Below are 15,473 nucleotides of genomic sequence, written 5' to 3' on the forward strand. Positions count from 1 at the left end.
CGGGCCGGGGGGCCGCCGGGCCGGGGGGCGGCGCAGCGCCCTCCCCCGGCCGGGCGCCCCCTCAGCCCAGCTCCATCGTGGCGATGGCGTGAAGGCCCGGTCCCGTCCGCGGGGCCGGGCCCTTGTACATCCGGGCGGTGGTGAAGCCGGGCGCGAAGCCCGCGGCCTTCAGCAGGCCCGCGAACTCCCCGGCCTGCGCGGGCAGGTCCACGGCGATGCGCGCGGCCCCGACGGCGCGGGCCGCGGCGGCGGTCAGCGCCAGGGCGGCGGCGGCGTCCGGGGCGATCACGGGGCCCACCTTCGCCCCCTCGCGGCACAGGCGGGCGGTGGCGAAGCCCGCGGGGCCGTGGGGGCCGTCGAGGACCAGCGTGCGGCGGGTCTCGGACGGCGCCAGCCAGGCGGCGAGGAAGCGCGGCCGCGCCACGCCGTTCGCCGCCTCGTCCAGCGCGGCGAGGGCGGGCGCGTCCCCTGCCCCCATGTCGCGGATCCGCGGGTCCGTCGCCGCCGGCGCCGTCCCTTCCCAGCGCGTGGTGGCGCCGGTGCGCACGAAGCCCGATGTCGCGTAATTGCCCTGCTGCGCCTCGACCCCGTCGAGGCCGACCGTCCGCCCCTCCGCATGGGCCAGCGCGTGGGTCCAGAGCGCGTAGCCGATCCCCTGCCCCCGCCGCTCCGGCACGCACAGGTAGAGGCCGAGGAACGCGAAGCCCGGCCCGTGATTGACCACGCTGATCGCGGCGACGATCTCGCCCCCCGCCTCGGCCACGAAGAACCCGTCCGGGTCCGCGGCGCGGAAGGCCGCGGCATCCTCCAGCCCCGGGTTCCAGCCCTCGGCCGCCGCCCAGTCGAGCATCCGAGCGACCTCGTCCGGCGCGGCGGTCCGCAGCGTCGCCCCCGCGCTCATGCCTGCAGCGCCTCGGACAAGGACGCGGGCCGGGCCGCCTGGGCGCGCAGGTCGAGCGAGGTGAGCAGGTCGATCAGGTGGCTCTTCATCAGCTCCTCAGCCGCCGCGCCGTCATGCGCGGCCAGCGCGTCCAGCAGCGCGTGATGCGCGTGGCTTTCGCACAGCGCCGTGCGCCGCTGCCAGTAGAGCGCGATGATGAGCGAGGAGCGCGACACCAGCTGGGCCACGAAATCGGCGATGATGTCCTGGTCGGCCACCCGCGCCAGCTCGATATGGAACTGGCCCGACAGCTGCAGCGCCCGCCCCTCCTTCCCCGCGGCGAGGGCGGCGTGCTCCTCGTCGATATGGGCCTGGAGCATGGCGATGTCGGCCTCGGTGGCGCGTTCCGCCGCCGAGCGCGCCGTGCGCGGTTCCAGAAGCGCGCGCGCCTCGAACACCTCGCGCGCCTCGCGGACCGAGGGCTGGGCGACGAAGGCGCCGCGGTTGCGCTTGAGCTCCACCAGGTGCTGGTGCGACAGGTCCTGCAGCGCCGCGCGCACCACGGTGCGCGAGACGCCGTAGATCCGGCCCACCTCGTCCTCGTTGAGCTTCATGCCCGGCGCGAGGCGGTGTTCATGGATCGCTGCGGCGAGCTCTTCGGCGATGCGCGCGCCGCCGCTGCGTCCGCCCGCGTTCTGCACGTTCATGGGCCGAATCCTTCTGTGTTCCGCCATTCGAGACCGCGGGGCGGTGATTCTCAAGCCATGCGGGAGGGGCGCGGCAATGTGGACAAGATTGTATACAATTTTGGATTAACAATTGGGCGCCGCTCCTGTGCAGCTGCTTAATCCGCGGGCTTTCGCCGTTTTGCGCCCTGCTGCAGCGCAAAATCCTTTCCGTCCGAGACCAAGGTTGCGCCACGCTTGGATCCAACGACGCGGACAGGAAGGCGAGAGGCGCATGCGCACCGGCAAGGACCTTGAACTGGTCGGACTGACCAAACGCTATGGCGACGCGGTGGCGGTGGCCGGCATCGACCACGTGTTCTCCAACGGCAGCTACGTGTGCCTGCTCGGCCCCTCGGGCTGCGGCAAGTCCACGACCCTGCGGATGATCGCGGGGCATGAAAGCGTCAGCGACGGCTCGGTCGTGCTCGACGGCAAGGACATCTCGCGCCTGCCGCCCGCCAAGCGCGGCACGGCGATGATGTTCCAGTCCTACGCGCTGTTCCCGCATCTTTCGGTGCGCGACAACGTCTCCTTCAGCCTGCGCATGAAGGGCGAGGCGAAGGAGGTCCGGCACAAGGCGGCGGACGAGATGCTGGAGCTGGTGGACATGTCCCACCTCGCCGACCGGATGCCCGACCAGCTCTCGGGCGGCCAGCAGCAGCGCGTGGCGCTGGCGCGGGCCCTCGTGACCCGCCCGCGGGTGCTGCTGCTCGACGAGCCGCTCTCGGCGCTCGACCCGTTCCTGCGCATCCGGGTGCGCGCCGAGCTCAAGCGCCTCCAGCGCGAGCTGGGCATCACCTTCATCCACGTCACCCACGGCCAGGACGAGGCGCTGGCGCTGGCCGACGAGATCGTGGTGATGAACAACGCGGTGATCGAACAGGCCGGCCCCGCGCGCGACGTGTTCAGCGCCCCGCGGACCGAGTTCGTGGCCCGCTTCATGGGCGGGCACAACGTGCTGACCGTGGACGGGACCCCCTGCGCGCTGCGCGCCGACCACACCCTTCTGGCCCCCGCGGGCGCCGGGGGGCGCGACGCGGTGGTCACATCCGTCGAATACCAGGGCGACCGCGTGGCCGTGACCGCGCGGATGGAGGGCGAGGAGCTGCTCGCCCTCGTGCCCGACGCCGCGTTCTTCGCGGATCCGAAATCCCCGGGAGAGGCGGTGCGCCTGTCCTGGGACGAGGGGCGGCTGCACCGCCTCCAGGCCTGATCAGGGCCGCTGAAGCAGACCCACACGACAGAGAGGACCCATCATGGCCAAAGTCGGATACACCCGCCGCTCGCTGCTGAAGACCGGCGTCGCCGCCGCCGCCGCGTCGGCCCTGCCCGCCCCGATGATCTGGGCGCAGGAGAGCAAGAACATCGTGCTGCGCCAGTTCGGCACCGGCGTCTCCAACCTCAACGAGGTCGCCAAGAAGGTGAAGGAAGACCTCGGCATCACGCTCGAGATGACGGCGCTGGATTCCGACAGCGTCACCCAGCGCGCGGCCACCCAGCCCGACAGCTTCGACATCGCCGACATCGAGTACTGGATCTGCAAGAAGGTCTGGCCGACCGGCAACCTGCAGGCGATGGACACCTCGAAGATCAAGAACTACGACAAGATCGTCGGCATCTTCCGCAACGGCAAGCTGACCCCCGAGAGCACCATCGCCCAGGGCACCGCGCCGCACACCGTCGGCTTCGTCGAGGGCAAGGGCTCCAGGACCTTCGCCGATGAAGAGACCGGGTGGATGACCCTCATCCCCACCATCTACAACGCCGACACGCTGGGCATCCGCCCCGACCTGATCGGCCGCCCGATCGACAGCTGGGCCGAGCTGCTGAACCCCGAGTTCAAGGGCAAGGCGTCGATCCTCGACATCTCCTCGATCGGCATCATGGACATGGCCATGGTCTGCGAGGCGATGGGCGAGATCCAGTACGCCGACAAGGGTAACATGACCCGCGAGGAGATCGACAAGACCATCGCGATCTTCTCGGAGGCCAAGCGCAACGGCCAGTTCCGCGCCTTCTGGAAGACCTTCGACGAGTCCGTGAACCTGATGGCCTCGGGCGAGGTGATGATCCAGTCGATGTGGTCCCCGGCGATCACCGCGGTCAAGTCGCGCGGCATTCCCTGCGTATACCAGCCGCTGAAGGAAGGCTACCGCTCCTGGGGCGGCGGCATCGGCCTGTCGAACTCGCTCACCGGCATGAAGCTGGACGCGGCTTACGAGTACATCAACTGGTATCTCGACGGCTGGGTCGGCGGCTTCCTGATGCGCCAGGGCTATTACTCGGCGGTCCCGGAGACCTCGAAGAACTACATGTCCGAGAACGAGTGGGGCTACTGGTTCGAGGGCAAGCCCGCGACCGGCGACATCACCAACCCGTTCGGCGACGTGCTGGCCAAGGCTGGCGAGACCCGCGACGGCGGGTCCTTCCAGGACCGCATGGGCGCGGTCGCCTGCTGGAACGCGGTGATGGACGAGAACCGCTACATGGTCCGCAAGTGGAACGAGTTCATCGCCTCCTGATGCGCGTCTGAACCGGTTCGGCGGGGGATCCTCCCTTCCCCCGCCGGGCCGATGCTGCGCCGGGGCGTCCTCCCTGCCCCGGCGCCGCCGCCTTTTTCTCGCGCGCCCCCGCCGCGCGCGCCCCCCCGCCCGCATCGGAGCCGAGGATGCTGAAGAACCGCCACCTGGTCGGCTGGCTGCAAGCCGCGCCGCTGACCGTGATCCTGCTGGCCTTCCTGGTCCTGCCCATCGCCGCCATCGTGACGGTGAGCTTCTGGGAAGCGACCGAGTGGTCGATCATCCCCGCCTTCAGCTTCGAGAATTACGCGTTCCTGTTCGGCTCCGAGGTCACGGGCCGGGTGTTCCTGGCCACGTTCCAGTACGCGGCCATCGCCTGGGCGGCGACGCTGACCATCGGCTTCACGGTGGCGTATTTCCTGGCCTTCCACGTGCGCAGCCTGACGATGCAGATCGCGCTGTTCCTGCTGTGCACGATCCCGTTCTGGACCTCGAACATCATCCGCATGATCTCCTGGATCCCGTTCCTCGGGCGCAACGGCATCGCCAACCAGGCGCTGATGGACCTCGGGCTGACGGACCAGCCGGTCGAATGGCTGCTTTATTCCGACTTCGCGGTGATCCTGGCCTTCGTGCATCTCTATACGCTGTTCATGGTGGTCCCGATCTTCAACACCATGATGCGCATCGACCGGTCGCTGATCGAGGCGGCGCGCGACAACGGCGCGACGGGCTTCCAGATCCTGCGCCACGTGATCGTGCCGCTGACCAAGCCGGGGATCATGATCGGCACCATCTTCGTGGTGACCCTGGTGATGGGCGACTTCATCACCGTGCGCTTCATGTCCGGGTCCCAGCGGGCCAATGTGGGCCGGCTGATCTCCAACGACATCGCCCTTCTCGCCTACCCGTCGGCCGCGGCCACGGCGGTGGTGCTGCTGTGCACGGTGCTGATCACCATCGCCATCATGCTGCGCTTCGTCGACATCCGGAAGGAGCTGTAATCCAATGGAAAAGCGTCCCGCCTCCTTCTATGTCCTCTCGGCCTTCTTCGCGCTGTTCATCCTGTTCCTCTACGGCCCGACGATCACCATCGCGATCCTGTCCTTCCAGGGGCCGGAGGGCGGCCTGACCTTCCCGATGCGCGGCGCGTCCCTCTACTGGTTCAAGGACCTGTTCGAGGAGCAGGCCGTGGGCGACATCTGGGGCGCGTTCGGGCGGTCGCTGGTGCTGGGGCTGATGGTGATGGTCACCACGCTGGTCGTCTCGGTGCTGGGCGGCATGGCCTTCCGGCAGCGCTTCACGGGCTCGACGGCGCTGTTCTACCTGATCATCGCCTCGCTGGTGATCCCGTCGATCCTGGTGTCGCTCGGCGTCGGGCTGATCTTCCAGCAGGCGGGGCTGAAGGTGCACTGGGCCACGTCCGGCTTCGGCTCCCAGCTGACCTGGACCCTGCCCTTCGGCCTTCTCATCATGTTCGCCGTCTTCAACCGCTTCGACAAAGCCTATGAGGAAGCGGCGCGCGACCAGGGCGCGACGGCGTGGCAGACCTTCTGGTACATCACGCTGCCGATGATCGCCCCGTCGCTGATCGGCGTCGGCCTGTTCGGCTTCACCCTCTCCTATGACGAGTTCGCCCGCACCCTGCTGACCGCCGGCAGCTACAACACCCTGCCGCTCGAGATCTTCGGGATGACCACCAACGTCACCACCCCGGTGATCTACGCGCTCGGCACGCTGACCACGCTGTTCTCCTTCATCGTGATCGGCACGGCGCTGGCCGCGGTGATGGTCGCCTCGCGCCGCAAGGCCAAGCGGGCGGCGATCGCGCGGGCGGCCGAGAAGGCCGCCAACGCGGGCCGGGCCGAGGGCTGAGCCAGATGCGCATCCTCTTCATCAACCCCAACTCCTCGGCCCACATGACCGACGGGATCGTCGCCGCCGCGCGCCTCGCCGCGCCGGGCGCCGAGATCCTGGGCTGGACCAACCAGGCCGGGCCGCCCGCGATCCAGGGGCCGGAGGATGGCGACGCCGCCGTCCCGGGCCTGCTCGCCCTGCTGCCCGCGGCGAAGGAGGCCGGGGCCGACGCCATCGTGATCGGCTGTTTCGACGACACCGGCCTCGCCGAGGCCCGCGCCGCCGCCCATTGCCCGGTCATCGGCATCGGCCAGGCCGCGTTCCATGCCGCCGCAATGCTGGCGGGCGAATTCTCGGCGCTCACCACCCTCGCCGTCTCGGTCCCGGTGATCGAGGGCAACATCCAGGCCCAGGGCTTCGGCCCCGTGTGCCGCGAGGTCCGCGCCTCGGGCATCCCGGTGCTGGAGGTGGACGAGGGCGCGCCCGAGACCATCGCCGCGCTGCGCGCCGACCTGGCGGCGATGGAGCGGGCGGGCGACCGGGCCGTGGTGCTCGGCTGCGCCGGGATGGCCGCGCACCTGCCCGCGCTGCAGGCGGGGCTGTCGCTGCGGCTCGTCGACGGGGTGCGCGCCGCGGCGGGCTTCGCCCAGGCGCTGGCCCGGATCGGGAGCTGAGGCGCGGGGGGAGCCCCCTGCCCGCTCCCGCCCCGACGCATTCACATATTCAACGGTGAATTAATGTGTTATCCCCCGGGAAAACCGACCCGGGAGGATCTCCATGCTGCGCCACGCCATCGCCTTCGCCCTGCTCGCCGCCTCCGCCGCCGCCGCGGAGGGGCTGGAGGTCCAGCCCGTCGCCCCCGGCATCTGGGCCATCGAGGGCCCGGCCGAGCAGCGCAATCCCTCGAACCTCGGCAACAACGCCACCTTCGGGCTGATCGAGACCGGGGCGGGCGCGGTGCTGGTCGATCCCGGCGGCTCCCGCGCCGGGGCGAAGGCGCTGCATGAGGTGGTGCGCGGGCTGACCGACCAGCCCGTCGCCTATGTCATCGACACCGGCGGGCAGGATCACCGCTGGCTCGGCAACGGCTACTGGAAGGACCAGGGCGCGACCGTGATCGCCTCGGCCGCGGCGGTCGAGGACCAGGCCGCCCGCGGCTCCATGCAGCTGACCATGCTCAGCGCCCTGATCGGCGAGGCGCTGGCGGGGACCGAGCCCGTCCAGGCCGACGTGACCTTCGAGGCGGCCTACACGCTGGAGCTCGGCGGCCGGGTGATCGAGATCCGCCATCCCGGCGGCGCCCATACCCCGGGCGACAGCTTCGCCTGGGTTCCCGATGCGAAGACCGTGTTCACCGGCGACATCGTCTATGTCGGGCGCGTGCTGGGGGTGATGGAGTTCTCGGACACCGCCGCCTGGCTGGACAGCTTCGCGGCGATCGAGGCGCTGGACCCGGCGCATCTCGTGCCCGGCCACGGCCCGGCGACGACCCTGGCGCAGGCGCGGGCGGAGACCCGCGACTACCTCCTCAACCTGCGCGAAAAGGTCGGCGCGCATCTCGAGGCCGGCGGCGACATCATCGGGGTGGTGGAGGTGGACCAGTCCGGTTTCGCGCACCTGGCCCAGTTCGACGCGCTGGCGCGGCGCAACGCCCAGGCCGCGTTCCAGCAGATGGAGTGGGAGTGAGCGGCGCGGGGCCGGAGAGGACGAGGAGAGGAAGAGGCGACGCGCCCGCTGAAATTGCGGGGCGCGTCGCAGGCCCGGCGCGCCCGGGGGGAAGTTCCGGGCCGCGGTCAGGCCGCCTGCCCCGGGGAGGCGATCCGGCACGGCGGAGCCGGGTATGGGGCGGCGGGCGGCCCGCCCCTCAGGGCAAGGAGCGCAGCCGCGCGAAGGCGAGGGCGAAGGCGTCGAACCCGTCGATCGCTTCCGCGTCGAAGGCCGGAAGCCGGGCGGCGGCGAGGTCGCGGTTGATCTCGGCCACGATGCCGCGCAGGGCGGCGAGGCGCTCCTGCGCCGCGGCCAGGCGCCCGGTGCGCGGCAGCGCCGCCGCCGTCACCATCACCGCCACGCTGTCGCCATGCCCGCCGCGGGCGGGAAGATGCGCCACCAGGTGCTCGCCCGCATCCGGCAGCGGCAGGATCGCCAGCTGCGGCGCGTGGGCGATGAGCGCCTTGCGCAGCGCCTCGGCGGCGCGGGCCGGGCCTGCGCCGGTCGCGGCCGCCTCGTCCAGCAGGCCGCGCCAGCCGGCGCCGATGCAGGCGGCGCCGAAGATCGTCTTGAACGGCCCGTTGGCCTCCACCGCGCGGAAGCCGTCCTGCGCGCCCGAAAGCAGCGCGGCGGGAAGCTCGAGTCCCGCGAGGTGGGGCTGGGCGGCGCGGCCGATATCGGTATGGATCATCACGGGGTCCTGAAGCTGGCCCCGCGCTTGCGGGGCGGGCGTATGGCCCCGCGCTTGCGGGGCGATGCACGCCGGGAGAGGACCAGCCTCCCCCGGCGCCGCTGTCAGCGGGTCGGAGCCTGGCGGCTCAGAGCTTGACCTGGCCTTCGACCTTCTTGGTCTGGATGCGGGCCATGCCGAGGTTCGCGGTCTTGCGGTCGAGCGCGACGTAGATGAACACGGTCGGCATCGAGGCGAGCGGGCGGATCAGGTGGAACTGGGTCCCGAGGGTGATCAGGATGTCCTCGATCGCGTCATCGAGGCCCAGGGCCTGCATGGCGCTCAGCTTGGCCTTCACGACGCTGGTGTTCGCGGCGGCGGCGGTCTCGAGGTCGAAGTTCGCGCCGCCTTCGGAGGCGAGCATCAGGCCGGTGTCGGAGTCGACGAGGCAGGCGCCGATGAAGCCGGCGCACTCGCGCAGATCGCTGATGTTGTTGGGCATTTGGGAATCGCTCCTGGTTTCAGACGCCCCCGGTACGCTTTTCGTCGGGGATTGCGCCACGCTTGCTGCACGCCCCTCGGCGTGCGGGTCTCGTCCGCCCGAACCAAAGTCGGTCCCGGCGGAAACGGGCCCTGCCGCCGCCGGTCCGGCGGCCGCGGCAGGGATCTGGTCCGCCGCCTGCGCCGCGGGCGCGGGGGCGGGAACGGGGTCCGCGGCGGCGGCGGGCGCCGGGGCGGGCATGGGTTCGGGCGCCGGCGCGGGGACCGGGTCCGGCACGCGCACGTAGCGGTCGAGCATCGCGCGCCGCTCGGCCGCGATCTCCGAGACCAGCGCGTCGATCTGCGCGAACAGCGCCGCGGCGCCGCTGGCGGCCCACCCCGCGGCGTCATGCGCCGCGCGGGCGCGCCCGGCCTGGACCGAGGACACCGGCAGGATCGCGCGGAAGGCCGGGTCGGCCTCAGTCCGCAGGCGCGACAGGACCTTGGCGAGGTCCGCTTCCCCGAGGCGGTCGGCCCCGGCGGCCACCAGCACCGCGCGGCGGCGCAGGCGGGGCGGCAGGGCCGAGAACGCCTCCATCTCGGAGCGCCGCCAGGCCTGGGTGGCCAGCGTCATCATCACCACCGCGTCGGCGCGGGCGACGGCGACCGGCAGCGGGTGGCGGTCCAGCGACGGGTCCGACAGGCCGGGGGTGTCGATCAGCTCCCAGCTGCGCACGCCGATCCGCGGCGCGGGCGCGCGCACCATGGCGCAGTCGCGCAGGGAGGCGCCGGACAGGTCGGCGACCGAGGCGGTCAGCGTACTGCCGTTGAAGTCGAACAGCGTCGCCTCGTCGCCCTTCGCCCCCGAGAACCAGATCGCGGGCGCATGGGTCGAGGTCGCGCGCACCGCGGCGACATCCGCCCCCAGCACCAGGTTGGCCAGCGTGGACTTGCCCACGCTGAACTCCCCGATCAGGGCGATGCGCACCGGGCGGGTCGCGGCCCGGGCCAGGCGGTCATGGCGCGACGCGGGCACGGGGCGCAGCGCGGGGGCCGCGGCGGCGGCGGCGGCGGGGGGCGCGAGGGCGGAAGCGTCCTCGCCCGCCCCCGCGGGGGCGGCGGTCATCTCGGCGTCGAAGGTCATCACTGGGCCGCCTGCTTCTGGGCCTGGAAGCCCGGTTCGACGGCCGGCGCGGCGTCATCGGCCCCGAGCAGCGCCGAGACGCGGTCCAGCGCCTCGGTCAGCGCGGCGCGGCGGGCGTCGGTGAAGGCCGGGTCGCCGCCCGCCGACAGGATCCCGTCGGGCGCGCCCACGGCCATGCAGCGCAGCTCGAAGAACCGGCGCAGGGCGCGGCGGGCCTCGGCGGCGACGCGGGTCTCGTGGTCGTGGCGCAGCTCGGCCAGCAGCGGGGCCATGTCGTCCTTGATGAGCGCGCGCAGGGCGTCCGCCTGCTCCTCGGCATAGCGCCGACGGCCGCGCCAGCGCGACCACCAGCGGCCGTCCATGTCGAAGGACACCGCGCGGCTGAGCGCGGCCGGAACCGGCATCCGCGGCGGCTCGGGCGCCTGGGCGGGGACCCCGCCGGCGGCGAGCGCGTCGCCCGCCTCGCGCAGCACCGTGTCCCAGAACGAGCGCAGCGACAGGCCGACCTTCTCGGCGAACTGTTCGTGCAGGCGCGAGAGATCGGCGCGCAGCGGCGCGATGTCGGCCTGCCAGCCACCCTTGCCGCCGTCCATCACCGCGCGGCGCAGCGCGTCGGCCTGGACGTCGGCGAAGCGGTCCACCGCCTCTTCCATCCGCCGGGTCACGGCCGGCGCATGGGCGGCGAGCACGCGCTCGAGCCCGTCGGACACCTCGACCATCAGCGCCTCGAGCGCCTCGAGCCGCGCGTCGGGACCGGCTCCGCCGGAGGCGAGGGCGGCGCGCCGCTCCTCGATCCAGCCGCGCATCTCGCCCTCGACGTCCGACAGCTTGCGCCGCCCCTCGCCCGACGCGGCGCGCGCCACGATCGCCTCGCGCAGCGCATCGACGCCCGAGGCCGCGCGCGGGGTGGCCGCGCCGGTGCGCGCGGCATGGGCCGCGAAGGCCTCGCGCGAATGCGGCGGCAGGGTCGCGGGATCGTCGGTCTCGGCCCACAGGGCGCTGCCGAACAGGATCTCGGACTTGTCGTCGAGCCCGGCGCGCAGCAGCGCGCCCCGCAGCGAGCGTTCGATCGCGGGGATGTCCGCGGCCGGATCGCCAAGGTCGTCGATGCGGTTGACGAAGATCAGCGCCCCGGCCCCGCGCAGGGCGGCGAGGGTGCGCAGCAGCGCCACGTCCTCGGAGGTCAGCGCCTGCGCGGCGTTGAGCACGACGAGGCCGACATCGGTGTCCTTGAGGGCGTCGAGGGTGATCTCCTCGCGCACCAGCAGCGGGTCGTTGACGCCGGGGGTGTCATGGATCGAGAGCGGGATCGGCCAGGCGCCGGCATCGAGCCAGAGCTGCGCGCGGCGGGTGAGCTCGGCATAGCGGCCGGCGCCGTTGGGGTCGGCCTCTTCGCCCAGCACGATGTAGCGGGCCAGCAGCTTGGCGTCGAAGCCGCCATGGCGGTGCACGCCGCCCAGCAGCATCTCGTAATTGCGGCCGAGCCGCGCCTGGGCGCTGCGCTGCAGCGCGCGGGCCTGCTCGCGCAGCCGTTCCAGCTCGTCCTCGTCCGAGGCGCGCCCGGCCAGGGCGCCGAGCCGCCCTGCGCCCTCGGCCAGCCGCTTCCAGCCGGCCTCGTCGAAGAACTCGAATTTCGCGGCCTGCCCGTCTTCGCCCGCCTGGTTCACGTGCAGGCTGGTGATCGCGGCGGTCCACGGGTTCACGTCGACGGGCAGCAGCCCGGGTCGCCCGATCAGGGCGTTGGCGAGGGCGCTCTTGCCGGACTTGATCTGGCCGAGCAGCGTGACGTTCACGCAGCCGCGGTCGAGATCGTCCTGCAACCGGGCGCGGAACGCGGCGTCGGCGCCGGCGGCGTCAAGCACAGCGATGGCGGTCGACGCGCGGGCACGTCGATTCAAGAACTGATTAGGCGTCACGGTGTCCCTCGTCGCAGCGTAAAAAACAGCACGGTCTGCTCGGGTGGTTGACCTAAGGCGTAGAGGCAGGCGGTCAAGCTGTAAACGTGAAACCGGTTAATACGTTCACGCGCTCTGGTTGTTTTTGAACGAATGTCAAGGTTTATACTTAAATGAATGGCGCATGCCCCTGCCGATTTCCGATGGATATTACAGTAGAACAAATTCCTCTGGGGTTTCGCGCGAAGTCCAGCGGCGTCAATCACCCCTCCTCAATCGTTAATTTTGAGTGCGCGGGCGCTTTGACGTCGAAATCTTCGAACTAAATGAAATAATTCAACCGTTTTACACGGGCGCCGCCCAATTGAATGCGCAACTCCACCCGCGACGCCGCGCGCCGCGGACGGTCTCTGCAAGAAACTGAGGCTGTAGAGATCAGAATTTAAGCAGATTTGAACGGGCCCGACGGAGGCAAGGCCCGGGGTGGCGACTGGGAAACAATGCGCGAAACGATGACCGTTCGTTCATCTTACCTGCGGTCACTCAGAAACGCCGCGGGTTTTCATACCCACGGGCGCGCCTGGTCGCGCGTATTCTCAATTGCGAAATCGGCGGCGCAATTCCACCGTGCGGAAGCTTGGAGCTTACCCGTTTCGCCGCCGGGTTGATGCCAGCAATCTGCGCTCAATCCCAGGCATCTACGAAATCGGCGCCCGGGTCCTGCGGTTGCGAGTCGTGCCCTGCGACTCGGCTGCCCGCATCCCCCATTTGGGGCGCCGCGGCGCGATGCCTCCTCCGGCGCGTGCACGCACGCCCGGACCCGAGACAGCCCCGCCGCGGTCTGCTACCCATCCGGGCAAGGGACCAGACCGACCGACAAGAAGGAGAGCCCGCATGCCCCGGACCGCCTGGATCGCCCTCGACTGGGGGGGCAGCCGCCTGCGCGCCTGGCGCATGGGCCCCGGCGACGCCGCGCTGGAGGAGCGCCGCTCGGACGCCGGGGCCGGATCGCTCGCCGCCGGAGGGTTCGAGGCCGCCCTGCTGGACCTCGTCGGCGACTGGCTGACGCCCGGCGCGCGGACCGAGACCCTCGCCTGCGGGATGGTCGGCGCGAAGCAGGGCTGGGTCGAGGCCCCGTACCGCGCCCTGCCCTGCGCCCCCGCGGGCCCCGGCGCCGTGGCCGCCCCCTGCGCCGATCCGCGCCTCTCGCTGCGCATCCTGCCGGGCCTGTCGCAGGCCCGCCCCCGCCCGGACGTGATGCGCGGGGAGGAGACGCAGATCGCCGGCTTCCTCGCCGCCGCGCCCGATTTCGACGGGGTGGTCGTTCTGCCCGGCACCCATTCGAAATGGGTGCATGTCAGCGCGGGCGAGGCGATCAGCTTCCAGACCTTCCTGACCGGAGAGCTGTTCGCGCTGCTCTCCGAGGCCTCGGTGCTGCGCCATTCCATGCCCGCGCCCGATGACGGGACCGAGGACGGCCCGGCCTTCCTGCAGGGCGTCGAGGACGCGATGGACCGGCCGCAGGACGTGACGGGCCTTCTGTTCGCGATCCGGGCGGCGGGGCTGCTGGACGGGCTGCCCCCCGCCGCGGCGCGCGCGCGCCTCTCGGGCCTGCTGATCGGGATGGAGCTTGCGGGCGCCAAGCCCTGGTGGCTGGGGCGCGAGGTGGCGCTGGTCGGGGCGCCCGCGCTCTGCGCCCGCTACGCCGCGGCTCTGCGGGCCCAGGGGCTGGCCCCCACCGCCCACCCGGGCGAGGACCTGGCGCTGGCGGGGCTGGTCGCCGCCCGCCGCGCGATGGAGAGCGGCGAAGGAGAACGCGCATGACCCGCAACATCATCGCCATCCTGCGCGGCGTGCGCCCGGATGAAGTCCTCGCCATCGCCGAGGCGCTGATCGAAGAGGGGATCACGAAGATCGAGGTCCCCCTGAACTCGCCCGACGCGCTGGAGAGCGTGCGGATCCTGGCCGAGGGCTGCGCGGACCGGGCGCTGACCGGCGCGGGCACGGTGCTGAGCGAGGCGGACGTGGCGGGCGTGGCCGCGGCGGGCGGGCGGCTCTGCGTCTCGCCCGACTGCAACCCGGCGGTCATCCGGGCGGCGAAGGCGGCGGGGATGCTCTCCTATCCCGGCGTGATGACCCCGACCGAGTGCTTCGCCGCCCTGCGCGCCGGGGCCGACGGGCTGAAATTCTTCCCCGGGGCGCTCATCGGGCCGGAGGGGCTGAAGGCGATCCGCGCGGTGCTGCCCAAGGGGACCGAGACGCTGGCCGTGGGCGGCGCGGGCCCGGACAATTTCGCCGCCTGGCTGGAGGCGGGGGCGAGCGGCTTCGGCATCGGCACGGCGCTGTACCGCCCCGGCGACGGGGCGGACGCGGTGCGCGCGAAGGCCGAGGCGGTGGTCCGGGCCTGGGATGCCGCCGTCGGGGGCTGAGCGCGCCATTTAAAACATCGCTTCAAAAACTCTGGACTTCCCCTCCCCGGCATGGATCATGCCGACAGGCGCCGCACCGGAAGAGGGGCGCGCGAGAAGGCATGGGAGGGCCCCAGACATGGGCAAGTTCGACGGCAAGGTGCTGGCGGTGGCCGGTGGAACCAGCGGCATCAATCTCGGGGTCGCGAAGCATTTCGCGGCCGAGGGCGCGAAGGTGTTCACCTTCTCGCGCGATCCGGAAAAGGTCGAGGCGGCGGTCGAGGCCCTGCGCGCCATCGGCCCGGCGGCGGAAGGCATGTCGGTGGATGTGCGCGACTACGCCTCGGTCGAGGCCGCCTTCGCCCGCTGCGCCGAGGTCTTCGGGCCGATCGACACGCTGCTGTCCGGCGCCGCGGGGAACTTCGTGGCGAAGGCGGCGGACATCTCCTCGAACGGGTTCCGCGCGGTGATGGAGATCGACCTGCTGGGCACCCACCACGTGATGCGCGCCGCGGGGCCGCACCTGCGCCGCCCGGGCGCCAACATCATCAACGTCACCGCCCCGCAGGCCCAGGTCGCCATGGTCGGCCAGGCCCATGTCTGCGCCGCGAAGGCCGGGGTGGACATGCTCACCCGCGCCTATGCGCTCGAATGGGGACCGGAAGGGATCCGGGTCAACGCGGTCTCTCCCGGCCCCATCGCCGATACCGAGGGGGTGCGGCGGCTGATGAGCGCCGAGCGGCTGGCGCAGAACGAGCAATCCCACATTCCCCTGCGCCGCATGGGGGTGATCGAGGATGTGGCCGAGCTCTGCGCCTTCCTCGCCTCCGATGCCGCGAGCTGGATCACAGGCACGGTGATCCCGGTGGACGGGGGGCTGCTGCTCAACCCCACGCCGCACCGGATGGCGGAGATGCTGGAGGGCTGAGGAGCCGGGCGCGGCAGGGGGCAGGCCCGGCACGGGCCGGGCGGGCGGGGCGTCGGCAAGCGTCAGCGCCGCCGCGCCCCTCCCGCGCCCCCCAGCCACAAAAAAGGGGGGTCCCGGGGGGATCCCCCCCGGGTCAGGGGGCTTGGGGGGGGGGAGACCCCCCAAACACCACCCCCCCCACCACCCCCGCCCCACCCCCTCCCCCCAACCACCCGGTGAAATACCGTTTCGCAAAAACACCCCACCGAGAAAGGGGA

Annotated in this window: 14 protein-coding genes; 9 read left to right on the top strand and 5 right to left on the bottom strand. The window is 71.8% G+C overall.

The genetic code is table 11. The features are described 5' to 3' along the window. Positions 1-61: 61 nt before the first annotated feature. A complete protein-coding gene (locus ACQ5SO_RS13160; protein ID WP_430942071.1) occupies positions 62-901 on the bottom strand; it encodes a GNAT family N-acetyltransferase in 840 nt (279 codons plus the stop codon). Next, a complete protein-coding gene (locus ACQ5SO_RS13165) occupies positions 898-1,587 on the bottom strand; it encodes a GntR family transcriptional regulator (protein WP_430942072.1) in 690 nt (229 codons plus the stop codon). Before ACQ5SO_RS13165 ends, ACQ5SO_RS13160 begins: the two co-directional genes overlap by 4 nt. A 253-nt stretch (positions 1,588-1,840) precedes the next feature. On the opposite strand from ACQ5SO_RS13165, the gene ACQ5SO_RS13170 reads away from it, so the two are divergent. From ACQ5SO_RS13170 to ACQ5SO_RS13195, 6 genes are all read left to right on the top strand, one after another. Beyond that, positions 1,841-2,821: an ABC transporter ATP-binding protein gene (locus ACQ5SO_RS13170; protein WP_430942073.1), complete on the top strand. Its 981-nt coding sequence runs from the start codon at positions 1,841-1,843 to the stop codon at positions 2,819-2,821. Positions 2,822-2,864: 43 nt separating this feature from the next. Then, complete coding sequence (locus ACQ5SO_RS13175) at positions 2,865-4,130, top strand: ABC transporter substrate-binding protein (RefSeq protein WP_430942074.1); 1,266 nt, start codon at positions 2,865-2,867, stop codon at positions 4,128-4,130. Between the two features lie 146 nt (positions 4,131-4,276). Then, positions 4,277-5,131: an ABC transporter permease gene (locus ACQ5SO_RS13180; RefSeq protein WP_430942075.1), complete on the top strand. Its 855-nt coding sequence runs from the start codon at positions 4,277-4,279 to the stop codon at positions 5,129-5,131. Between the two features lie 4 nt (positions 5,132-5,135). Then, entirely contained in the window at positions 5,136-6,002 is an 867-nt protein-coding gene (locus ACQ5SO_RS13185; protein ID WP_430942076.1) for an ABC transporter permease, read from the top strand. 5 nt (positions 6,003-6,007) lie between these two features. Continuing rightward, entirely contained in the window at positions 6,008-6,658 is a 651-nt protein-coding gene (locus ACQ5SO_RS13190; protein ID WP_430942077.1) for an aspartate/glutamate racemase family protein, read from the top strand. Positions 6,659-6,761: 103 nt separating this feature from the next. Continuing rightward, positions 6,762-7,670 (top strand): MBL fold metallo-hydrolase, encoded by a 909-nt coding sequence (locus tag ACQ5SO_RS13195; protein WP_430942078.1) that lies wholly within the window; start codon positions 6,762-6,764, stop codon positions 7,668-7,670. Between the two features lie 178 nt (positions 7,671-7,848). Here the strand turns inward: ACQ5SO_RS13195 and ACQ5SO_RS13200 are convergent, their stop codons facing one another. The 3 genes from ACQ5SO_RS13200 to ACQ5SO_RS13210 all read right to left on the bottom strand — a co-directional run bounded on the left by ACQ5SO_RS13200 (position 7,849) and on the right by ACQ5SO_RS13210 (position 11,847). Then, positions 7,849-8,382 carry a hypothetical protein gene (locus tag ACQ5SO_RS13200; RefSeq protein ID WP_430942079.1) on the bottom strand — a complete coding sequence of 178 codons (534 nt, stop codon included), beginning with the start codon at positions 8,380-8,382 and terminating at the stop codon, positions 7,849-7,851. Positions 8,383-8,509: 127 nt separating this feature from the next. Continuing rightward, complete coding sequence (locus ACQ5SO_RS13205; RefSeq protein ID WP_430942080.1) at positions 8,510-9,985, bottom strand: GTPase; 1,476 nt, start codon at positions 9,983-9,985, stop codon at positions 8,510-8,512. Continuing rightward, positions 9,985-11,847, bottom strand: a complete 1,863-nt coding sequence (locus ACQ5SO_RS13210) for a dynamin family protein (protein ID WP_430942081.1) — start codon at positions 11,845-11,847, stop codon at positions 9,985-9,987. Before ACQ5SO_RS13210 ends, ACQ5SO_RS13205 begins: the two co-directional genes overlap by 1 nt. Positions 11,848-12,774: 927 nt before the next feature. Here ACQ5SO_RS13210 and ACQ5SO_RS13215 point away from each other — a divergent pair. The 3 genes from ACQ5SO_RS13215 (at position 12,775) to ACQ5SO_RS13225 (ending at position 15,216) form a co-directional block, all read left to right on the top strand. Next, positions 12,775-13,704 (top strand): 2-dehydro-3-deoxygalactonokinase, encoded by a 930-nt coding sequence (locus ACQ5SO_RS13215; protein WP_430942082.1) that lies wholly within the window; start codon positions 12,775-12,777, stop codon positions 13,702-13,704. Then, positions 13,701-14,309 (top strand): 2-dehydro-3-deoxy-6-phosphogalactonate aldolase, encoded by a 609-nt coding sequence (locus ACQ5SO_RS13220; protein ID WP_430942083.1) that lies wholly within the window; start codon positions 13,701-13,703, stop codon positions 14,307-14,309. The genes ACQ5SO_RS13215 and ACQ5SO_RS13220 overlap by 4 nt, the downstream gene beginning before the upstream one ends. A 118-nt stretch (positions 14,310-14,427) precedes the next feature. Next, positions 14,428-15,216, top strand: a complete 789-nt coding sequence (locus ACQ5SO_RS13225) for an SDR family oxidoreductase (RefSeq protein WP_430942084.1) — start codon at positions 14,428-14,430, stop codon at positions 15,214-15,216. Positions 15,217-15,473: the final 257 nt, after the last annotated feature.

Origin of the sequence: Rhodovulum sp. DZ06 (genome assembly GCF_050586345.1) — a bacterium.
GTDB lineage: Bacteria > Pseudomonadota > Alphaproteobacteria > Rhodobacterales > Rhodobacteraceae > JBOCEF01.